Genomic DNA, 17831 nt, shown 5'->3' on the forward strand with positions numbered 1-17831 from the left:
CGGGAAAAACGGCGAGATCCGAGCCATCTGCCGCTCGCTCAGCAGGAACAAATCACCCATGCCAGCCTCCTCAAGGGAGACGGTGAATCACAGATCACAGCAGATTAATAGGTCCTGAGCCTAGAGCTTTCCCGAGCGAAGTGTGACGCGGTTCGCGTGAAGGAAATGCGGTAAAACAAAAAGATAGAGTGTTTCAGTGTTTCCGTGAAAAGCTGAAAAACTCTAGCCGCCTCCCTCGGAACGATCCTAAAAGTCCGGCAGCCCGGAAATATCGGGGTCATAGAGGCGCGAGAGCCGCCCGGCCCCGGCGCGGGCGAGGCGGATGAGCAGCGCCTTGCGGGTGGCCGCCGGCATGGGATGGAGCGGGGCCGGGCGGATGGTCTCGGCGCCGAACGCATCCCCCACCAGGATGCCGGTATCGTCGGGCAGGATCTCCAGGGGAAAGTCCGGCGCCACCGCGAAGAACAGCCGGTCGCACCAGGGCCGGTATTCCGGCCATTTCAGGTCGGCGCGGAAATCGGCGATGGAGGACTTGATCTCCACGATCACGATCTCCCCCTTGCCGTCCAGGGCCGCGATATCCGCCCGCCGCCCCGAGGCGAGGCAGAATTCCGGAATGCCCGTGAGGCCGAGCGCCGCCAGATGGCGCAGCACGCCCCGCTGGATCGCCAGGGCGCCGGGCGACTGGCGCCCGTCCGCCCGCAGCATCGGCTCCTTCGGCATTACGGCGCCGGTCACGAGGCCACCCGTCCGTGGTCCAGAAGGGTGCGCGCCTCTTTCCGGCGCGACTGCGCCCGCGTGATGGCCGCGTTCAGCTCGCCGCCGAACAGGAAGATGCTCGCGGTCAGATAGAGGAAGACCAGCGCGATCATGACCGAGGCGAGGCCCGCATAGGTGGTCACGTAATTGGTGGCGAATTCCGACAGGTAGAAGCCGAACGCCGCCGCCGCGATGAGCCACAGGATCAGCGTGACGAGGATGCCCGGCGCGATCTCCCACCAGCCGCGCCGCCCCGCCGGCAGCCATTTATGGGCCACCACCAGCCCGATGATGAGCACGAAGGAGGTGAGCGCGTAGCGCGCCAGGGTCACGGTCGGGCTGAGTTGGCGCGCGGCGGGCACGTTCTTGATGAGAATGCTCCAGAACAGCGGCCCCAGCACCACCAGGAAGGACAGAGCGAGCATGCCCATGGCGCCGATCAGCACATAGAGGATGGATTCGAAGCGCAGCCGGTACCAGGCGCGGGTCTCGCGGGCCTGGTAGGCGCGGTTCAGCCCGATGCGCAGGCTCTCCACGCCGTTGGAGGAGAAGTAGATGGCCAGCGCCACGCCGAAGGTGAGCAGGTCCGTGCGCACATGGTTGACCACATTGTAGATCTCGCGGGCGATGGGCTCGGAGACCGCGTCGGGCCATGTATCGAGAATGAGCAGGATGGTTTCGTTGGCCAGCGGCCGCAGGTCCAGGAAGGCGGCGAGCGCGGTGACGAAGATCAGGAACGGGAACAGCGACATGAGGATGGAGAGCGCGATATGGCTCGCGATCGCCCAGCCGTCATCGGCCACGAAGGTCCAGACGGCGTCCATGACGATCCGGTAGGTGCGCCGCAACATACCGTTCCCCGCTCCATGGCCGACCTCCGCCCACCCGGGACATGTGCCGCGCAGACGCCCCATTGTGCCATCCCCGGCGCGCGGATGGCAGTGCGAAGCGGGCATTTCCCGTCCCGTCAGTTGGCGGAGGGCTCTCCGTCGGTGGCCACATAGCTGTTCCATATGGCCTTTTCGCCCATGCCCTGGATGAAGGCGGCATGGGCGGCGGTCTCGTCCGGGGTCAGGCGCGAGGGCAGGGGGGTGGGCCTCTGGCGCGCCGCAACGGCTTCCACGGCGACGAGGCGCGGCGCGGCACTTTCCTCTTCCACCAGCCCCACCAGCATGGCCTGCCGGCCGCCCAGCAGCTCGCTATAGACCTCGGCCAGAAGCTCGGAATCCAGCAGCGCGCCATGCTTCACGCGGCGGGACGAATCGATCCCGTAGCGGTTCATGAGCACGTCGAGGCTGTTCGGCCCGCCGGGATGCTTGCGCCGCGCCAGCGCCAGCGTATCCACCACCCGGTCGCGGCGGATGGTGGGGCGCCCGGCCCGGTCCAGCTCCGCATTGAGGAAGCCAATATCGAAGGCGGCGTTGTGGATCACCAGCGTGTCCTCGCCGATGAAGGCCAGGAACTCGTCGGCCAGCGCCGCGAATTTCGGCTTGTCGGAAAGGAACTCGGCGGAGAGGCCGTGGACGTTGAACGCCTCCTGCGGCATGTCCCGCTCGGGATTGATATAGACGTGGAAGACGTTGCCCGTGGTGATGCGGTTCACCATCTCCACGCAGCCGATTTCCACGAGGCGATCCCCGTTCAGGGGGTCGAGGCCCGTGGTCTCGGTGTCGAGCACGATCTCACGCATCCTGTCACGTCCTCCTGCTGCGCCGTCCCGGGCCGCTCAGCGCCCGCACGATGCCGCGCACCTGATGCCGGGCAGCATCGAAGCCCCGGCCGGTATCGATGATGAAATGGGCCCGCCGCCGCTTCTCCGCGTCGGGCATCTGCTTGCGCAGGATGAGCGCGAACCGCTCTTCCGTCATGCCCGGCCGGGCCAGCACCCGCTCGCGCTGCACATCGGGCGCCGCGCTCACCACCGCCACCGCATCCATGCGCCGCGCGGAGCCGGTCTCCAGCAGAAGCGGAATGTCCAGAACCACGAGGCGCGCGCCCGCCGCCCGTGCCCGAAGCAGGAACGCCGTCTCGCGTGCCCGCACCAGAGGATGCACGATGGCTTCCAGGCGCTTCATGGCCTCGGCATCCCTCAGCACCCGCTGGGAGAGTTCCCCGCGATCGATGATGCCGTCACGGGTCACGCCGGGAAAAGCCGCCTCCACGGGCGCCACGGCTTCCTTGGTGTAGAGGTCGTGGACGGAGGCGTCCGCGTCATGCACAGGCACGCCTTCCGCGCCGAACATGGCGGCGGTGGCGGATTTTCCCATGCCGATGGAGCCGGTCAGGCCGAGAATCCACATGGCCTCACCCCTCCAACTGGCCTTTGGCGCGCAGGTCCTCCACCAGCATGGCGCGCAGGCCCGCATCCACCTTCGGGCGGATCCCGAACCAGCGCGCGAAGCCCGGCACCGCCTGGTGCATGAGCATGCCGAGGCCGTCCACGGTGGCAAGGCCGCGCGCCTTCGCCGCCCGCAGGAACGGGGTCTCCAGGGGCACATAGACCGCATCGCTCACCACCGCGTCGTCCCGCGCGCGGGACAAGTCGAGATCGAGCGGCGGCTGGCCCTTCATGCCCAGCGTGGTGGTGTTGGAGATGAGCCCGGCCTCCGCCAGGGGGCCGGACACGGCGTCAAGGCCGATGGGCCGTACCTTCGGCCCGAACAAAGCCTGCAGCTCCTCGGCCCGCGACAGCGTGCGGTTGGCGAGAAAGATGGTCTCCACGCCCCGCTCGATGAGCCCGTGGATGATGGAGCGCGCCGCGCCCCCCGCGCCGAGCACGAGGGCGGGACGCCCTGAGGCATCCCAGCCGGGCGCGTCCGCATCCAGGCTGCCCACATAGCCGATGGCATCTGTATTGCCGCCCATCATCCGGCCGTCCTCGAACCAGATGGTGTTCACCGCCTCCAGCCGCCGGGCGGTGGCGTCCGCCTCGTCCACGGCACGGAAGGCGGTCTGCTTATGGGGCGCGGTGACGTTGCCGCCCTGATAGCGCGCCTTCATCCCGGAGAAGAAGGACGCGGCGGCCTCGGGGGGAATCTCTTCCCGGCCGTAATGGCCGTCCAGCCCGTGCTGCTCGATCCAATAGCCGTGAAGCAGAGGCGAACGGGAATAGGCGGCGGGATATCCGACGATACACAGGCGGACGGTCACGACAGCAATCCTTCCTGCCGCAGGAAGCCGAGCAGCGGCAGGAGCGGCAGACCGAGAATGGTGAAATGGTTTCCCTCGATGCGCTCGAACAGGTGGCTGCCGCGGGATTCCAACTGATAACACCCCACCGACCCGAAAATGTCCGGACCGGCGGCGTCCAGATAGTCCCCGATCTGCACCTCCGACAACGGGCGCATGGTGAGGGCGGCGCTCTCCAAGACCTCGAACACCACTTCCCCATCCCGTGCAACGGCCACAGCCGAATGCAGAACATGGGTGTGACCCTGCAGGCGGGACAGCTGGAGCTTCGCGGCGGCGCGATCCGGCGCCTTGTGGAAGATGGTGCCGTTCAATGCCAGAGTCTGATCGGCACCCACCACATAGCGTCCGGGACCGGCGAGGGACGCACCCTTCAGAGCCTTGGTATGGGCGAGGAGCCGGGCCACATCATCGGGCGCGGCTTCAGCCCCGGGCGCCTGTGCCTCCACGGCCCGCTCATCCACGGACGTGTCGATAACCTCCAGGGGAATTCCCGTGGCCTTCAACATGTCCCGGCGAGCGGCACTGCGGGAGGCGAGGATCAGGGGTCGCGGTGCGATCCAGAAACTCATGTCTCCACGATGCTCCGGCGCTGGCGCTCCTTGAACAAGGCGATGATGGCCGCCGCCGTCTCCTCGATGGAGCGGCGCGTCACGTCGAGCTGCGGCCAGCCGTTGCGCGCGCTGAGCTTGCGGGAAAAGGCCAGTTCCTCGGAAATGGCCTCGCGGTCCACATAGGACGCGCTGGGGCTTGAGGCGTTCAGGCCCAGAAGGCGGTTCTGGCGGATCTCCGAAATGCGGTCCGGGCTTGCCACAAGCATCACCACCAAGGGCTTCTTCAGCCGCTCGATATTGGGCGGCAGCGGCACGTTGGGCACCAGCGGGATGTTCGCTGTCTTGATGCCGCGATTGGCCAGATAGATGGAGGTGGGCGTCTTGGAGGTGCGGGAGATGCCGATCAGCACCACGTCCGCATTCTCCAGATCCTCGGTCATGTGCCCATCATCGTGCATGACGGTGAAGTTCAGCGCGTCGATGCGCTTGAAATAGGTGGCGTCGAGCGCGTGCTGGCCGCCCACGCGCGGCTGGGGCTCGCCGCCGAGATAGGCCTGGAAGAGCTGCACCACGGGCGCCAGAACCGAGAGGAAGGGCACGCCCAATTCCTTGCAGCGCTCCTTCAGGCGGTCGCGGATGTCCCGGTCCACCAGCGTGTAGAGCACGATGCCGGGATTGGTCTCCACCTCGGCCAGCACCCGTTCCAGCTGCTTCATGGAGCGCACGAGGGGATAGACATGCTCGATGGGCAACACGTTGGAATATTGGGCGCAGGCGGCCCGCCCCACATTGATCAGGGTCTCGCCGGTGGCATCCGACACCAGATGCAGATGGAAGTAGGCGGGCTGCGCAACTTTTTCGCCATTCATGCGTTATCCCCCCTATTCCGATGCCCCTGTGGACAGCGTGTGCAGGAACGCATGGTCGGCACGCCCGCGCAAGGCGGGCCTGGGGAGATCGGGAATATCCATCCACATTTCAACCTCTGGGGACGGGATTCCGGACCCCCGCTGTGAAGCAGTGTGGACGGTTTCAAGAGCCGGCTCTTAACCTTTGATTAACCTCATGGATCGTGATCGCCCATCGGGGGAGAATCCCGCCCTTCCGATGGGTCAGTCTGTGGAGCGGTTGTCGATGCGCCTGGGAATGGTTAATCAACCGTTAAAACCAAACAGACTCTCTCTTTAAAAGAGATTCTTTATTTATGACGGGATTGGGAATGACCGGAGTTCCGGCTGAGCGTTCGTCCTTCCTTGCGGTGCTGGACGGGGATGTTATGAACCCTCCTCCGCTCTGGATGATGCGTCAGGCGGGACGCTATCTGCCCGAATATCGCGAGGTGCGGGCCAAGGCCGGAGACTTCCTCACCTTGTGCTATTCGCCGGAGCTGGCCACCGAGGTGACGCTCCAGCCCATCCGTCGCTTCGACTTCGATGCGGCAATCATCTTTTCGGACATCCTGGTGGTTCCCCATGCGCTCGGGGTCGGCCTGCGCTTCGAGACCGGCGAGGGACCGCGGCTCGATCCCGTGACGGACGCCGCCGCCATCGCTGCCTTGCCGGATATTCTCGATCCGTCCCGCGTGGGGCCGGTCTATGAGGCCATCTCCCGCACCCGCGCGGCCCTGCCCCGCTCCACGGCCCTCATCGGCTTCTGCGGCGCGCCCTGGACGGTCGCCACCTACATGGTGGCGGGCCGGGGCACCGACGACCAGGGACCCGCCCGTCTTCTGGCCCTGCGCGAGCCGGACCTGTTCCAGCGCCTCATCGACCATCTGGTGGAGACGTCCGTGACCCATCTGCTCGCCCAGATCGAGGCGGGGGCCGATGCGGTGCAGATCTTCGACACCTGGGCGGGCGTGCTGGACCCCATCTCCTTCGAGCGCTGGTGCTTCGATCCCCTGGCGCGCATCGCCGCCGGCATCTGGGCGGTGAAGCCGGACGCGCGCATCATCGCCTTCCCGAAGGGCGCTTCGTCCAAGGCGCTGGCGCGCATCGCGGCTTTGGGCGTGAATGCGGTGGGCCTCGACTGGACGGCGGACCGCACGGCCCTGCGCAAGCTGGGCGAAAAGACCGCGCTCCAGGGCAATCTCGATCCCCTGCGCCTCATTGCGGGCGGTCCCCAGCTGGACGAGGAAATCCTGCGCATCCGCTCGGATTTCGACGGCGTGCGGCACATCTTCAATCTCGGCCACGGCATCCGCCCCGAGACCCCCATCGCCCATGTGGAGCGGCTGGTGGAAAAGGCGCGCGCACCGCTTTAGGACGCGGCGCCAAGCCGGTTCCTCCGATAATCGCCCATGGGTGTGGACGGGCGTGCGGCCGTGGGCGCCCTTTGCGTGGGGGCCTGCCCATGGCAGAAGGGGCCGGTCACCCTCGGGACCGTGCATGCTCTATCTCTGGATCAAGGCGCTCCACATCATGGCGATCATCTCCTGGATGGCCGCCATGCTCTATCTGCCGCGCCTGTTCGTCTATCATTGCGACGCGCCGGTGGGCTCGCAGCAGTCCGAGACGTTCAAGACGATGGAGTTCAAGCTCTATCGCTACATTTCCAGCCCGGCCATGATGGTGGCCTGGATCGCCGGGCTGTTCCTCGCCTGGGATGCGGGCTGGTTCACGCAGGGCTGGTTCCACGCCAAATTGCTTCTGGTGCTCGTCCTGTCCGGTGTCCATGGGGTGCAGGGCAAATGGCTGAAGGCGTTCGCGCGGGACGAGCGGCCGCACAAAGCGCGCTTCTTCCGCATCATGAACGAGGTTCCGGCCTTGCTCATGGTGGGCATCGTCCTCTTGGTCGTCCTCAAGCCGTTCTGACAGGGGAGACGGCATGAGCCCCAAGCGCCAGATCCACGAACCCGGCCACCGCCGCAAATTCCTGGTGGTGGTGGACGACACGCCCGAATGCGACCGCGCCCTCTATTACGCCGCCCGCCGTGCCGCCCGCACCGGGGCGGGCGTGACCATGCTGGGCATCCTCTCTCTGGAGGAGGTGCGCCAGGAATGGCTGGGCGTGGCGGATCTCATGCGCGCCGAGGCCGAGGAGGCCATGCAGCAGCATCTGGACCGGTTCGCCGCCCGCGCCCGGCAGATTTCCGGCGTTGCCGCAGAGGCGCTGGTCCGGGAGGGCGACAAGGCCGATGCTTTGCTCTCCGTGATCACCGAGGACCGGGACATCGCCGTGCTGGTTCTGGCGGCGGGCACGGGTTCGGATGCGCCCGGCCCTTTGGTGGCGCTTCTGGCGGGCCCGGCGGCAGCGCGCTTTCCCATTCCCGTCACCATCGTGCCGGGCGCCCTCTCCGATGAGGAGCTGGACGCGCTCGCCTGAGGATGGCTCTGGCCTTCCTCCGCCCTTTGCTGCCAACATGGTGCGGGGTGGGAGGACAATGCGGTGAAACTGTTCGAGGCGCGACGGCCTGCCTCCCTGGAGGAGGTCTCCTGGCTGCGCAAGGCGCTGCGGCGCCAGTTCGGCGAATTGCGCCTGCCCTCAGACGTGGCTGACGAGACCGTGCTCGCCGTTGCGGAGCTGGCGGCGAACCTCGTCACCCACAGCCATCCCCCGCCCCGTGAGCTGGCCCTGGAGGCGGTTCTGGACGGCCTCGTCCTCACCGTCACCATCGAGGATGACGGCGGCCCCTTCGCCGGGTTCGAGGCGCAATGGGCGCGGGCGACATTGGCGGGGGCGGAGGACGGCTTTTCCGGCCGCGGCCTCGCCCTTGCCCGGCGCGCGCTCGACCGTGTCACCTATGAGCAGGGGCCGCCCAACCGCCTCACTGCCCGCCGGCTGCTCGCCCGCCGTCGCCCGGTCATCCTGGTGGTGGAGGACGAGGAGGTGCTGCTGGAGACCTATTGCGGCCTCCTGGAGCCCCATTACCGGCTGCTGGCGGCCGCCAATCTGAAGGACGCGCTCAAGATCGCCTCCGACACCACGGTGGACCTGATCCTCACCGACTTCCATCTGGGCTCGGAGCCGGGCACCGCCTTGATCCATGCGCTGGAGGATGACAGCGAGCGCCCGCCCATCCCCATCGTGATGATTACCGGCGATCCCAGCGTGCGGCTGCGCGCCCTGGAATTGGGCGTGGACACCTTCCTCACCAAGCCGGTCCAGCCCACCGCGCTGCTGGAGACGGTGAGCCTCGCCTTGATCCGCGCCACCCGGCAGCGGGCGCGGCTGCTGCGTTATTTCGGCTCGGCGCTGGACAGCCTGGTGCATCCCTCCCTGCCCGAGCGGCTGGGGCCGTTCAATCTGGCGCTGCGCACCGGCACCGCCGATATCGGCGGCGGCGACCTCGTGGTGCATCTGCCGCGCAAGGGCGCGGACCGTATCGTCATGGCCGATGTCATGGGCCACGGCATCAACGGCAAGGCGGGCGCGGTGGCGCAGGCGGCCATGATCCGGGCGCTGGACGTGGGCGAGCAGCTGGCGCCCAGTCCCTATCTCACCCGCTGGTCCAACCTGATCTTCTCCGAGCCCGGCTTCGACGCGGCCATGGCCACGGCGCTGGTGATCGATTTGTGGGAGGACGGCGCCATCGAGATCGCCTCGGCGGGCCATCCCTTGCCCATGGTGCTCTCGCGCACGGGCGTGCGCTCCATCGCCGCCGAGGGGCCGATCCTCGGCATCACCAAGGACGCCCGCTATGAGAGCGTGCAGCTGCGCCTCGACTGGGGCGACCGCCTGCTGCTCGCCACGGACGGGCTCGACCCCGTGGAGCTGGCCAGCGGCGGTCCGTGCCCGGACTGGCTGGTGCGCGAGGTTCTGGAGCGGGGACGCCAGCCGCTGGCCAAGGTGGTGGACGGCGCCTCCCACCGCATCGCCGACCGGCTGGGGCCGGACCCGGAGGATGACTGGACCCTGATCCTGGTGGAAGGCATTTCCCGGGCCCAGCGGGCGGGCGGGCTGCCCGCCATGGCCCAGCCTGTGCCGCCGGAGAGCGATCCCCTCCCATCAGGTACACCGGCACCCGCGCCCGCTTCTCCCACCGTTTCCGTCCCGGCGGACGGGCCATCCACCCTCGATCTCTCCGGCGTCGCCGCCTTGCGTCAGGCGGTGGGGGAAGACGGGTTCCGCCGCCTTGCTTTGCGCTTCGTGGACAACACGCTGCGCCGGTTCCTGGAATGGGAGGATCTGGTGGCACGGCGCGCGGATGTGCCATTGGCCAGCGCTGCCCATGCCTTTGCGGGCGTCCTGGCCCAGTTCGGCCTCGCGGGAACAGCGGCTTTGGCCCGGCAGGTGGAGCACGAACCCGACCCGGCCGCCCGGCTGGATCTCGCCCGCGCGGTCATCCAAAGCGGCCCGCCGGAACTGGCCGCGTTCCGGCAATGGCTCGACGCCCCATCGGACGGCGGGTCGTAGATCTCGCGCTGTGGCCCCCGCTGCCATCAATCGATGGCGATGATCTCCACCTCCTGGCCGGAGACCAGGGCGGCATCGCCCACCGCCTTGCCCATCATGGCCCGGGCCAGCGGGGACACATAGGACACGGAGCCGTTGGCCGGATCCGCCTCGTCCTCGCCCACGATGCGGAAGATCTGGCGCCGTCCGTCCTCCCGGTCGAGGGTCATGGTGGTGCCGAACTGCACCGTGTCGGGATTGGCCTGGGTCTCCACCAGCTGGGCATTGGCCCGCCGGGCGCTCCAATAGCGCAGGTCGCGAGTGGCACGGGCCATGGCCATGCGGTCGGCCTGCACATCGCCCATCTGCGCGGCGGCATAGGCGGCCCGTGCGTCCGCCAGGGCCGTGTCCAGCGCCGCAAGGCCGGTGACCGTCACGAGGTTCGGATGCGGGGAGATGGGACGGTCCGGCAGGTCGGCGGCGGTGGCCTCCAGATCGTTTTCACGGGTGAACGCGACGGACATGGTGTGCGGTTTCCTCGCTATGCCGTTCGGGGTGGACCCTGCGGGGGCGCGTGTTTCTGGTCTGGTGGGGGGCGCGCTAGCGCCCTTCTCCCTCCGCCAGGACGGCCGCGAGCCCCTCGCGGTAGGTGGGATGGCGCAGCGTGACGCCCAAGGATTTCAGCCGGTCGTTGCGCACCCTTTTGTTGCCCGCCCAGAAGGTGAGGGCCATGGGGCTCATCTGCTGGGCGGCTTCCGCGAAGGGCAGGAGCGGCGGCGGCGAAACGCCCAGCAGGGCGGCGGCATGGGCCACCGGCTCGCCGGGCGCGGTGGGCAGGTCGTCGGTCACGTTGAGAATGCCGTCGAACCCCCGCTGGATCACCGCCCGGATGGATTGCGCGATATCGTCCGCATGCACGCGGTTGAACACCTGGCCGGGCTTGTCGATGCGCCGTGCCTCTCCGGCTTGGATCTGCCGTAGCGCATTGCGGCCCGGCCCGTAAATGCCGGCGAGCCGCAGGATGGCGACCGGGATGTCCTTGCGCTGCCCGAAGGCCCGCCAATCCGCTTCCGCTGCAAGCCGCCGGCGCAGCCGGTCAGACCCGGGATTGGGCGTGGTCTCCTCGTCCACCCAGGCGCCGTCATGGTCGCCATAGACGCCGAGCGTGGTGAGATAGATCACCTGGGAGAGGCGCGGGCTGGTGGCGAGGGCGTCTTCGGCCAGCGCCAGGAGCGGGTCGCCGTCCGGCACCGGCGGGGCGGAGAGCAGCAGAATGTCGCTCTCGGCGATGGCCTCGGCCAGCACGTCCGGCAAGGCGGTGCCGTCGAAGGCGATGGCCTCCACGGGGCCGATGCCGGGCGTACCGGCAAGGCGCGCGGCGCCGTCCGGAGTGCGGCTGGTGCCGATGATGCGGTCGAAATCGTGGGGGGTGGTCGCCAGAAGATGGCGGGCGCAATAGCCGAGCCCCACGGCGAGCAAAGTGGTCATGCGGCGCTGTCCTTCAGGCCCGCCTGCCATTCGGCGGCCACGTCCGGGTCGGTTTCGCTGCGCGCATGCTGCGCAGCAAGGCGTGCGAAATCGGTGGGGGGGAGCAATTGCTCCAGCGCCCAGACCGCCGCCCCGCGCACCAGCGGCTCCGGGTCGCCCAGCAGGCGGTCCGCCTGCGGCACGAAGGCCGGATCGCCGGAATTCCCCATGGCGATCAGCACATTGCGCACCATGCGGGTGCGCCCGGTGCGCTTGATGGGGCTTTTGGGGAAGCGGGCGCGGAAGGCGGCATCGTCCAGCCCGGCCAGCTCCGCCAAGGACGGCGCGCGGTTCTCGGCGCGGGCGGCGAGGCGCATCTCGCGGCCTTCCTGGGCGAACTTGTTCCAGGGGCAGGCGGCGAGGCAATCGTCGCAGCCATAGATGCGGTTGCCCATGAGCGGGCGCAGCGCGCGGGGAATGGGCCCGCGATGCTCGATGGTGAGATAGGACACGCAGCGCCGCGCATCGATCTGGTAGGGGGCGGGGAAGGCTGCGGTGGGGCAGGCGTCCAGGCACGCCCGGCAGGCGCCGCAATGGTCGCGGGCGGGCGCGTCGGGCGGCAAGGGCAAGGTGGTGGCGATGGCGCCGAGAAACAGCCAGGAGCCCCGCTCGCGGGAGACGAGATTGGTGTGCTTGCCCTGCCAGCCGAGCCCCGCCGCCTGGGCGAGGGGCTTTTCCATGAGCGGGGCGGTGTCCACGAACACCTTCACATCGCCCTCGCCCGCTTCCGCCAGCGCGGCGCGGGCGACCCGCTTGAGCTTCGCCTTGATCAGCTCGTGATAATCCTCGCCCCGCGCATAGACCGAGATGGCGCCCCTGGCGCGCTCCGCCAGGATCGCGCGGGGATCCTCGTCCGGCCCGTAATTGAAGCCCAGCAGGATGACGGCGCGCATGTCCGGCCACAGGGCACGGGGACTGGCCCGGCGCTCCAGGGTCTCGCCCATCCAGTCCATGTCGCCATGGCGGCCTTCCGCCACGAAATGCGCGAGGCGGGGCGCGGCGGCGGCGATGCCGTCCGGGTCGGCGATGCCGAAGGCGTCGAAGCCTTCCTCGGCTGCGAGGACGGCGATGCGGGCCTTGAGGGTCTCTAGGGTGGGGGGCTCCCGGTTCTGCCGTGCGTGCTTGTCCGTGCCGGTGCCTTGCCCCCTCCCAACCCTCCCCCGCAAGCGGGAGAGGGCTTCGCTGTCCGCTTGCGGCATGGGTCCGCCCTCCCCCCGCACGGCCGAAGCTCCCTCTCCCGCTTGCGGGGGAGGGGTGGGGAGGGGGAAATGGGAAGAGGTGTCCAGGGGAGAGCCTGGGAAAGGAAAAGCGGGAAGAGGCAGATCATGGCCCTCGCCGGGCACAGCCCCGCCCGCTTCCGCCCCGCTCAGAAGTCCAGGTCCGCGTAGGTCTTGGAGGCCGGCATGCCCGGAATGCTGTCGTTCAGCAGGCCACGGAAGGTCGGCCGCGACTTCAGTCGCGCGTACCATTCCTTCGCGTCCTCGTCCTCGTCCCACGGCACGTCGCCCAGATAATCGGCCACGGACAGATGGGCGGCGGCGGCGAGATCCGCATGGGTCATCCGCTGCCCCGCCAGCCAGTTCCGGCCTTTGGCAAGCCATCCGATATATTTCAGATGATAGCGGATATTGGCCCGCGCCGCGCGCAGGGTGGTGGCGTCGGGCGATCCGCCGCCCTGATGGGCCTTCATGTAGCGCTTGTAGATGCGCTCGCGCACCAGATGGTCGGTGACGTCGAGGAACATCTTCTCGTTGAACCAGGCCACCAGCCGGCGCACCTCGATGCGCTCCAGCGGATTTTCGGGCAACAGGCGGCGATCGCCGAGCGCGAGGCCCCGCGTCTCGTCCAGATATTCGGCGATGATGGCCGCGCCGGGCACGGATGGGGCCTGCTGCTCGACCATCACCGGGGTTTCGTTGGCGGGATTGAGCGCCAGGAAGTCGGGACGGCGCTCCCACACCCGCTCCTCCACCAGTTCGGGCTCGATGCCGTATTCGGCGAGCACGAGGCGGACGAAACGCGAATGGGGGCAGAAGGAGTGGTGGTGGAGCTGCATTTCGGGGGAAGGGCCTCTCGGGCTCGCTTCGGTCTAGAGCCGTTCTTTCGGCACTGCAAGACGCAATGACGGGTGCCGCTGTGGCAATGGCGCCACATGGTGAACCAAAGGAAACACCTCTCCTTGGGACAAGTCGGCGGGGGTGCGGACGGCTTTCTTGCGCCCTTGGACCCAAAACCCCAGGATGCCGCCGCCGCGTCGGCGCGGCGATTTTTTCCGGACCGGACCATGACCCTCGGCACCATGCTCGAAGCCCTGTTCCTCGGTATCCTCGAGGGGCTCACCGAGTTCATCCCCGTCTCCTCCACCGCCCATCTGCTGCTGGCGGGGCACTTCCTGGGCTTCGAGAGCACGGGCAAGGCGTTCGAGGTTCTGATCCAGCTCGGGGCCGTGCTGGCCATCATCACGGTCTATTTCCAGCGCTTCCTGCGGGTGGCGATGATGCTGCCCAGCAATCCCGGCGCTCGCCGTTTCGTGATCGGTATAGTGCTCGCCTTCCTGCCGGCGGCGATCATCGGCGTGTTCGCGCACGGCTTCATCAAGGCGGTGCTGTTCGAATCGCCCATCCTCATCTGCTGCACGCTGATTCTGGGCGGCATCGTGCTCTTGTTCATCGACCATGTGGCGCCGACGCCGCGCTACAACAACGCCATGGGCCTGCCGCTCTCCATGGCGCTCAAGATCGGCCTCTGCCAGTGCGTGGCCATGATTCCCGGCATGTCGCGCTCGGGCTCCACCATCGTGGGCGCCATGCTCATGGGCGTGGACAAGCGGGCGGCGGCGGAATTTTCCTTCTTCCTCGCCTTGCCCACCATGATGGGGGCCTTCAGCTACGACCTCTACAAGAACCGAAACCTGCTCTCGCTGGATGACGGGCTGCTGATCGCCATCGGCTTCGTGGCGGCCTTCTGCTCGGCGGTGCTGGTGATCCGCTCGCTGCTCGACTTCGTGTCGCGCCACGGCTACGCGCCGTTCGGCTGGTGGCGCATCGCGGTGGGCCTCGCCGGCCTCGTGGGCCTCATGGTGTTCAAGCCCTGAGGCCAAGCGGGCCGGACGCTCGGGCGTCAGAAATCGGAGGCGATGCCGCCCACTTCCCAGTCGCCGTAGCGCACCGGCTCCTTGCCGCCGCGCCCGTTCAATTCCGTGGGCATGGTCTCGCCCACCGCATCGATGGCGGCGCGGCGCTCGGCAGCTTCCGCAAGGGCGCGCTTGGCCGCCTCGCTCAGCGGACGCTCCTCGGGAACCAGGGTGGCGGTGGAAAAGACGTTGGTGGGTTCGCTCATCTCATCTCTCCGGCGCGTCACCATTCTTGCTCCCGCCTGCCAGCCGTGCTAGCGCACCGTGCCCTCGTGGGGACGAGGCGACGATTGCAAGGAGAAGAGCATGGCGACGCAGAATGGCAGCCCGACGGACAACCAGGCGCCCGCGCTCAATGTGCTCGCCCAGTATATCAAGGATCTCTCCTTCGAGAATCCCAATGCACCCCGTTCGCTCTCGAATCCGGGCGGCCAGCCGGACGTGAAGATCCAGATCAACGTCAACGCCCGGCCGCTGCAGGCCGAGGAGTTCGAGGTTGAGCTGAAGATCGACGGCAGCGCCACGGCGGGCGGCTCCACCCTGTTCGCCTTCGACCTCGTCTATGGCGGCATCTTCCGGGTGCGCAACATTCCCGAGCAGAGCCTCCAGGCGGTGGTGCTCATCGAGTGCCCGCGCCTGCTCTTCCCCTTCGCCCGCCAGATCGTGGCGGACGCGGTGCGCGGCGGCGGCTTCCCGCCCCTCATGATCGACCCGGTGGACTTCGCCGCGCTCTACCAGCAGCGCATGGCGGCCGAGGCCCAGCGCCTCGCCACTGCCGGCCAGGCGTGAACGCGGGTCGCATCCGCGACCAGGACCCCCGGCCCTCGGCCGGGGACACGGGAATTTTGCTGAAAGGCCGCGCGGCCCTCGTGCTTGCGGCGCTGCTGTGCGGCGTCGCCGGGGCGGGGGCGCAATCGCTGCCCCCTCTCACCTGCAGCGGTCCCTTCGCCAAGCAGGCGAACCGCGCGGCGCTCGTCACCGCCTTTGGCGACGCCAATGTGCGGGATGACGATATCTATGTGGGCGAGGGGGCGAGCGAGCCCGGAACCCTCGTCTATCCCGACGATCCCGAGCGGCGCCTCGAAATCCTCTGGCATGACGACGACGCGCGGGCCCGCCCCGCGCTGATCCGCGCCAGCACGGGCAGCGTCTGGCGGGTCCCTGCGGGCCCAGGCGAATTGCGGGTCGGCATGGCCATCGCCGATGTGGAGGCGCTGAACGGGCGCGCCTTCTCCCTCTACGGCTTCGAGTGGGACTATGGGGGCTACGCTTCCGGCTGGAAGGGTGGCGCGCTAGGCGAGGCGCGCGACGGCTGCGTGGTGGGCCTGCGCTTCGGGCCAGATCCCAAGGCGGACGACAAGGCGCTGCGCAAGGTCTCCGGCGACCGCCAGCTCTCCTCCGCCGCGCCCGCCGTGCGTGCGGTGCATCCCGTGGTGGAACAGATCACCCTCAGCTGGCCGGAATAGGCCCACGGAACGTCTCCGGCACCTGCGGCAAGAGGTGCTTGGACCCAGGATCACCCCATTCGCTTATTGCGTGCAGGCCCCGGCGGCGCCAGGATGGCGAAAATTCTGCATTGCACAAAGAGGGGGTTGGTCGTCATGTCCGGCAGCGCTGCGCGCCTTGTGGAGGAAGAAGTCATCGACGCCGTGTCTCTCGGCCGCACCGCAACGGGGCTGCTGGAGAAGCTGCTGGCGGAAGCCACCTCCGCCGTGCGCGCCCGCGTCAGCGAGAATGGCCGCCTCTCCTCCCGCCTGATCGAGGATGAGCAGCGCGCCACCCACGGCCTCGCCTGGCTGGCCACCTATGTCTTCGGCGTGCGCGAGCTGGTCCATTATGCCGACAGCCTCACCGCCGCCGGCACCTTCGGCCCCACCGAGCAGCTGCTCGTGCAGATCGGGCTCGGGGAATATGTGACGCAGATCTTCGGCGGCATCCCCATGAGCCAGGGCGAGATGGTGCGCCTGGACGACCTGTTCGTCTCCGCGGAGACCGCTGAAGCGGTGCGCACCGATCCGGCGGTGGCGGCGCTCATCCGGGGCGGCAACACCGCCGCCGCCCGCAAGGCGCTGGCGGAGCGCATCCGCGCGCAGGGGCCCGGCACCGTGGGCGATGCCGGCCTCGACGAGACCATGGAGGCCATGCGCACCGAGATCCGCCGCTTCGTGGAAGCGGAGGTGGTGCCCCATGCCCATGAGTGGCACCTGAAGAACGCCTATATCCCCATGGAGATCATCCAGGGCCTCGCCGATCTCGGCGTGTTCGGCCTGACGATCCCGGAGGAATATGGCGGCCTCGGCCTGCCCAAGGAGGCCATGTGCCTCGTCACCGAGGAATTGTCGCGCGGCTATATCGGCGTGGGCTCGCTGGGCACCCGCTCGGAGATCGCGGCCGAGCTGATCCTGGGCGGCGGCACCGACGCGCAGAAGGAAACCTACCTGCCCAAGATCGCCTCGGGCGAGATCCTGCCCACGGCGGTGTTCACCGAGCCCAATACCGGCTCGGATCTCGCCTCGCTCCGCACCCGCGCGGTGAAGGAGGGGCAAGGGGAGGATGCGGTCTACAAGGTCTCCGGCAACAAGACCTGGATCACCCATCCGGTGCGCGCGGACCTCATGACGCTGCTGGTGCGCACCAATCCCGCCGAGCCCGGATACAAGGGCCTCTCCATGCTGCTGGCCGAGAAGCCGCGCGGCAGCGATGCCGAGCCCTTCCCCGCCAAGGGCATGACCGGCGGCGAGATCGAGGTGCTCGGCTATCGCGGCATGAAGGAATATGAGATCGGCTTCGACGCCTTCGAGGTGCCCGCCGGCCAGCTTCTCGGCGGCGAGGAAGGGCAGGGCTTCAAGCAGCTCATGAACACCTTCGAGGCGGCCCGCATCCAGACGGCGGCCCGCGCCGTGGGTGTCGCTCAGGCGGCCATGGAGACGGGCCTGCGCTATGCCGAGGAACGGGTCCAGTTCGGTAAGCCGCTCATTTCCTTCCCGCGCGTCGCCGACAAGATCGTGATGATGGCGGTGGAGATCGCCATCGCCCGCCAGATCACCTATTTCGCCGCCCGCGCCAAGGATGAGGGGCGCCGCACGGACCTTGAGGCAGGCATGTCAAAGCTTCTGGGCGCGCGCGTCGCCTGGGCAGCGGCGGACAATGCGCTGCAGATCCATGGCGGCAACGGCTTCGCGCTGGAATATCCCGTGTCGCGCCTGCTGTGCGACGCGCGCATCCTCAACATTTTCGAGGGCGCGGCGGAGATCCAGGCCCAGGTCATCGCCCGCCGCCTGCTGGAAGGCGGGAACTGACTGAACGGATCAGGACTGGGGCTTGCGCATCAGCGT

General features: G+C 68.2%; 20 protein-coding genes. 8 read left to right on the forward strand and 12 right to left on the reverse strand.

The genetic code is table 11. The features are described from left to right. Positions 1-246 precede the first annotated feature (246 nt). From EJJ38_RS00005 to EJJ38_RS00035, 7 genes are all read right to left on the reverse strand, one after another. Positions 247-723, reverse strand: a complete 477-nt coding sequence (locus EJJ38_RS00005) for an MmcB family DNA repair protein (protein ID WP_127088384.1) — start codon at positions 721-723, stop codon at positions 247-249. 11 nt (positions 724-734) lie between these two features. Continuing rightward, positions 735-1610: a YihY/virulence factor BrkB family protein gene (locus EJJ38_RS00010; protein WP_127088065.1), complete on the reverse strand. Its 876-nt coding sequence runs from the start codon at positions 1608-1610 to the stop codon at positions 735-737. A gap of 116 nt (positions 1611-1726) precedes the next feature. After that, positions 1727-2449, reverse strand: coding sequence for a DNA polymerase III subunit epsilon (dnaQ, locus tag EJJ38_RS00015; RefSeq protein ID WP_127088066.1), 723 nt, complete (start codon positions 2447-2449; stop codon positions 1727-1729). Positions 2450-2453: 4 nt separating this feature from the next. Beyond that, positions 2454-3059: a dephospho-CoA kinase gene (coaE, locus tag EJJ38_RS00020; protein ID WP_127088067.1), complete on the reverse strand. Its 606-nt coding sequence runs from the start codon at positions 3057-3059 to the stop codon at positions 2454-2456. 4 nt (positions 3060-3063) lie between these two features. Further along, positions 3064-3909: a shikimate dehydrogenase gene (locus EJJ38_RS00025; RefSeq protein ID WP_127088068.1), complete on the reverse strand. Its 846-nt coding sequence runs from the start codon at positions 3907-3909 to the stop codon at positions 3064-3066. Next, positions 3906-4520, reverse strand: coding sequence for a Maf family protein (locus EJJ38_RS00030; RefSeq protein ID WP_127088069.1), 615 nt, complete (start codon positions 4518-4520; stop codon positions 3906-3908). Before EJJ38_RS00030 ends, EJJ38_RS00025 begins: the two co-directional genes overlap by 4 nt. Then, positions 4517-5371, reverse strand: coding sequence for a pyruvate, water dikinase regulatory protein (locus EJJ38_RS00035; RefSeq protein ID WP_127088070.1), 855 nt, complete (start codon positions 5369-5371; stop codon positions 4517-4519). The genes EJJ38_RS00030 and EJJ38_RS00035 overlap by 4 nt, the downstream gene beginning before the upstream one ends. Before the next feature lie 350 nt (positions 5372-5721). Between EJJ38_RS00035 and hemE the strand changes: the two genes are divergently transcribed. The 4 genes from hemE (at position 5722) to EJJ38_RS00055 (ending at position 9857) form a co-directional block, all read left to right on the forward strand. Beyond that, on the forward strand, positions 5722-6765 hold the full coding sequence (hemE, locus tag EJJ38_RS00040) for a uroporphyrinogen decarboxylase (protein ID WP_127088071.1): 1044 nt from the start codon (positions 5722-5724) through the stop codon (positions 6763-6765). Positions 6766-6889: 124 nt separating this feature from the next. Next, positions 6890-7315 carry a protoporphyrinogen oxidase HemJ gene (gene hemJ / locus EJJ38_RS00045; RefSeq protein ID WP_127088072.1) on the forward strand — a complete coding sequence of 142 codons (426 nt, stop codon included), beginning with the start codon at positions 6890-6892 and terminating at the stop codon, positions 7313-7315. A gap of 13 nt (positions 7316-7328) precedes the next feature. Continuing rightward, a complete protein-coding gene (locus EJJ38_RS00050; RefSeq protein WP_127088073.1) occupies positions 7329-7826 on the forward strand; it encodes a universal stress protein in 498 nt (165 codons plus the stop codon). 63 nt (positions 7827-7889) lie between these two features. Further along, on the forward strand, positions 7890-9857 hold the full coding sequence (locus EJJ38_RS00055) for a SpoIIE family protein phosphatase (protein WP_127088074.1): 1968 nt from the start codon (positions 7890-7892) through the stop codon (positions 9855-9857). Positions 9858-9883: 26 nt separating this feature from the next. Here the strand turns inward: EJJ38_RS00055 and greA are convergent, their stop codons facing one another. The 4 genes from greA to EJJ38_RS00075 all read right to left on the reverse strand — a co-directional run bounded on the left by greA (position 9884) and on the right by EJJ38_RS00075 (position 13419). Continuing rightward, on the reverse strand, positions 9884-10360 hold the full coding sequence (greA, locus tag EJJ38_RS00060; RefSeq protein WP_127088075.1) for a transcription elongation factor GreA: 477 nt from the start codon (positions 10358-10360) through the stop codon (positions 9884-9886). Between the two features lie 76 nt (positions 10361-10436). After that, entirely contained in the window at positions 10437-11324 is an 888-nt protein-coding gene (locus tag EJJ38_RS00065) for an SDR family oxidoreductase (RefSeq protein WP_127088076.1), read from the reverse strand. Continuing rightward, positions 11321-12562 carry a tRNA epoxyqueuosine(34) reductase QueG gene (gene queG, locus EJJ38_RS00070; RefSeq protein WP_127088077.1) on the reverse strand — a complete coding sequence of 414 codons (1242 nt, stop codon included), beginning with the start codon at positions 12560-12562 and terminating at the stop codon, positions 11321-11323. The genes EJJ38_RS00065 and queG overlap by 4 nt, the downstream gene beginning before the upstream one ends. A gap of 167 nt (positions 12563-12729) precedes the next feature. Beyond that, the gene (locus tag EJJ38_RS00075; protein ID WP_127088078.1) at positions 12730-13419 is read right to left on the reverse strand and encodes a glutathione S-transferase family protein; all 690 of its coding nucleotides are present in this window, start codon (positions 13417-13419) and stop codon (positions 12730-12732) included. Between the two features lie 228 nt (positions 13420-13647). Here EJJ38_RS00075 and EJJ38_RS00080 point away from each other — a divergent pair, with 228 nt between their 5' ends. After that, the gene (locus tag EJJ38_RS00080) at positions 13648-14457 is read left to right on the forward strand and encodes an undecaprenyl-diphosphate phosphatase (protein WP_127088079.1); all 810 of its coding nucleotides are present in this window, start codon (positions 13648-13650) and stop codon (positions 14455-14457) included. Positions 14458-14483: 26 nt separating this feature from the next. Here the strand turns inward: EJJ38_RS00080 and EJJ38_RS00085 are convergent, their stop codons facing one another. Next, positions 14484-14702 carry a DUF1674 domain-containing protein gene (locus EJJ38_RS00085; RefSeq protein WP_205666061.1) on the reverse strand — a complete coding sequence of 73 codons (219 nt, stop codon included), beginning with the start codon at positions 14700-14702 and terminating at the stop codon, positions 14484-14486. 100 nt (positions 14703-14802) lie between these two features. Here EJJ38_RS00085 and secB point away from each other — a divergent pair, with 100 nt between their 5' ends. From secB to EJJ38_RS00100, 3 genes are all read left to right on the forward strand, one after another. Continuing rightward, positions 14803-15285 carry a protein-export chaperone SecB gene (gene secB / locus EJJ38_RS00090; RefSeq protein WP_127088081.1) on the forward strand — a complete coding sequence of 161 codons (483 nt, stop codon included), beginning with the start codon at positions 14803-14805 and terminating at the stop codon, positions 15283-15285. Between the two features lie 56 nt (positions 15286-15341). Then, complete coding sequence (locus EJJ38_RS00095) at positions 15342-15962, forward strand: hypothetical protein (protein ID WP_127088082.1); 621 nt, start codon at positions 15342-15344, stop codon at positions 15960-15962. A gap of 135 nt (positions 15963-16097) precedes the next feature. Continuing rightward, a complete protein-coding gene (locus EJJ38_RS00100; protein ID WP_127088083.1) occupies positions 16098-17795 on the forward strand; it encodes an acyl-CoA dehydrogenase family protein in 1698 nt (565 codons plus the stop codon). The last annotated feature ends 36 nt before the right edge of the window (positions 17796-17831 follow it).

It is taken from the genome of Aquabacter cavernae (assembly GCF_003993795.1).
Taxonomy (GTDB): domain Bacteria; phylum Pseudomonadota; class Alphaproteobacteria; order Rhizobiales; family Xanthobacteraceae; genus Aquabacter; species Aquabacter cavernae.

Coding starts and splice junctions, on each gene's coding strand:
- EJJ38_RS00005 (WP_127088384.1), bottom strand. CDS start 723: ATGCCGAAGGAGCCGATGCTGCGGGCGGACGGGCGCCAGTCGCCCGGC.
- EJJ38_RS00010 (WP_127088065.1), bottom strand. CDS start 1,610: ATGTTGCGGCGCACCTACCGGATCGTCATGGACGCCGTCTGGACCTTC.
- dnaQ (WP_127088066.1), bottom strand. CDS start 2,449: ATGCGTGAGATCGTGCTCGACACCGAGACCACGGGCCTCGACCCCCTG.
- coaE (WP_127088067.1), bottom strand. CDS start 3,059: ATGTGGATTCTCGGCCTGACCGGCTCCATCGGCATGGGAAAATCCGCC.
- EJJ38_RS00030 (WP_127088069.1), bottom strand. CDS start 4,520: ATGAGTTTCTGGATCGCACCGCGACCCCTGATCCTCGCCTCCCGCAGT.
- EJJ38_RS00035 (WP_127088070.1), bottom strand. CDS start 5,371: ATGAATGGCGAAAAAGTTGCGCAGCCCGCCTACTTCCATCTGCATCTG.
- hemE (WP_127088071.1), top strand. CDS start 5,722: ATGACCGGAGTTCCGGCTGAGCGTTCGTCCTTCCTTGCGGTGCTGGAC.
- hemJ (WP_127088072.1), top strand. CDS start 6,890: ATGCTCTATCTCTGGATCAAGGCGCTCCACATCATGGCGATCATCTCC.
- EJJ38_RS00050 (WP_127088073.1), top strand. CDS start 7,329: ATGAGCCCCAAGCGCCAGATCCACGAACCCGGCCACCGCCGCAAATTC.
- greA (WP_127088075.1), bottom strand. CDS start 10,360: ATGTCCGTCGCGTTCACCCGTGAAAACGATCTGGAGGCCACCGCCGCC.
- EJJ38_RS00065 (WP_127088076.1), bottom strand. CDS start 11,324: ATGACCACTTTGCTCGCCGTGGGGCTCGGCTATTGCGCCCGCCATCTT.
- queG (WP_127088077.1), bottom strand. CDS start 12,562: ATGCCGCAAGCGGACAGCGAAGCCCTCTCCCGCTTGCGGGGGAGGGTT.
- EJJ38_RS00075 (WP_127088078.1), bottom strand. CDS start 13,419: ATGCAGCTCCACCACCACTCCTTCTGCCCCCATTCGCGTTTCGTCCGC.
- EJJ38_RS00080 (WP_127088079.1), top strand. CDS start 13,648: ATGACCCTCGGCACCATGCTCGAAGCCCTGTTCCTCGGTATCCTCGAG.
- EJJ38_RS00085 (WP_205666061.1), bottom strand. CDS start 14,702: ATGAGCGAACCCACCAACGTCTTTTCCACCGCCACCCTGGTTCCCGAG.
- secB (WP_127088081.1), top strand. CDS start 14,803: ATGGCGACGCAGAATGGCAGCCCGACGGACAACCAGGCGCCCGCGCTC.
- EJJ38_RS00100 (WP_127088083.1), top strand. CDS start 16,098: ATGTCCGGCAGCGCTGCGCGCCTTGTGGAGGAAGAAGTCATCGACGCC.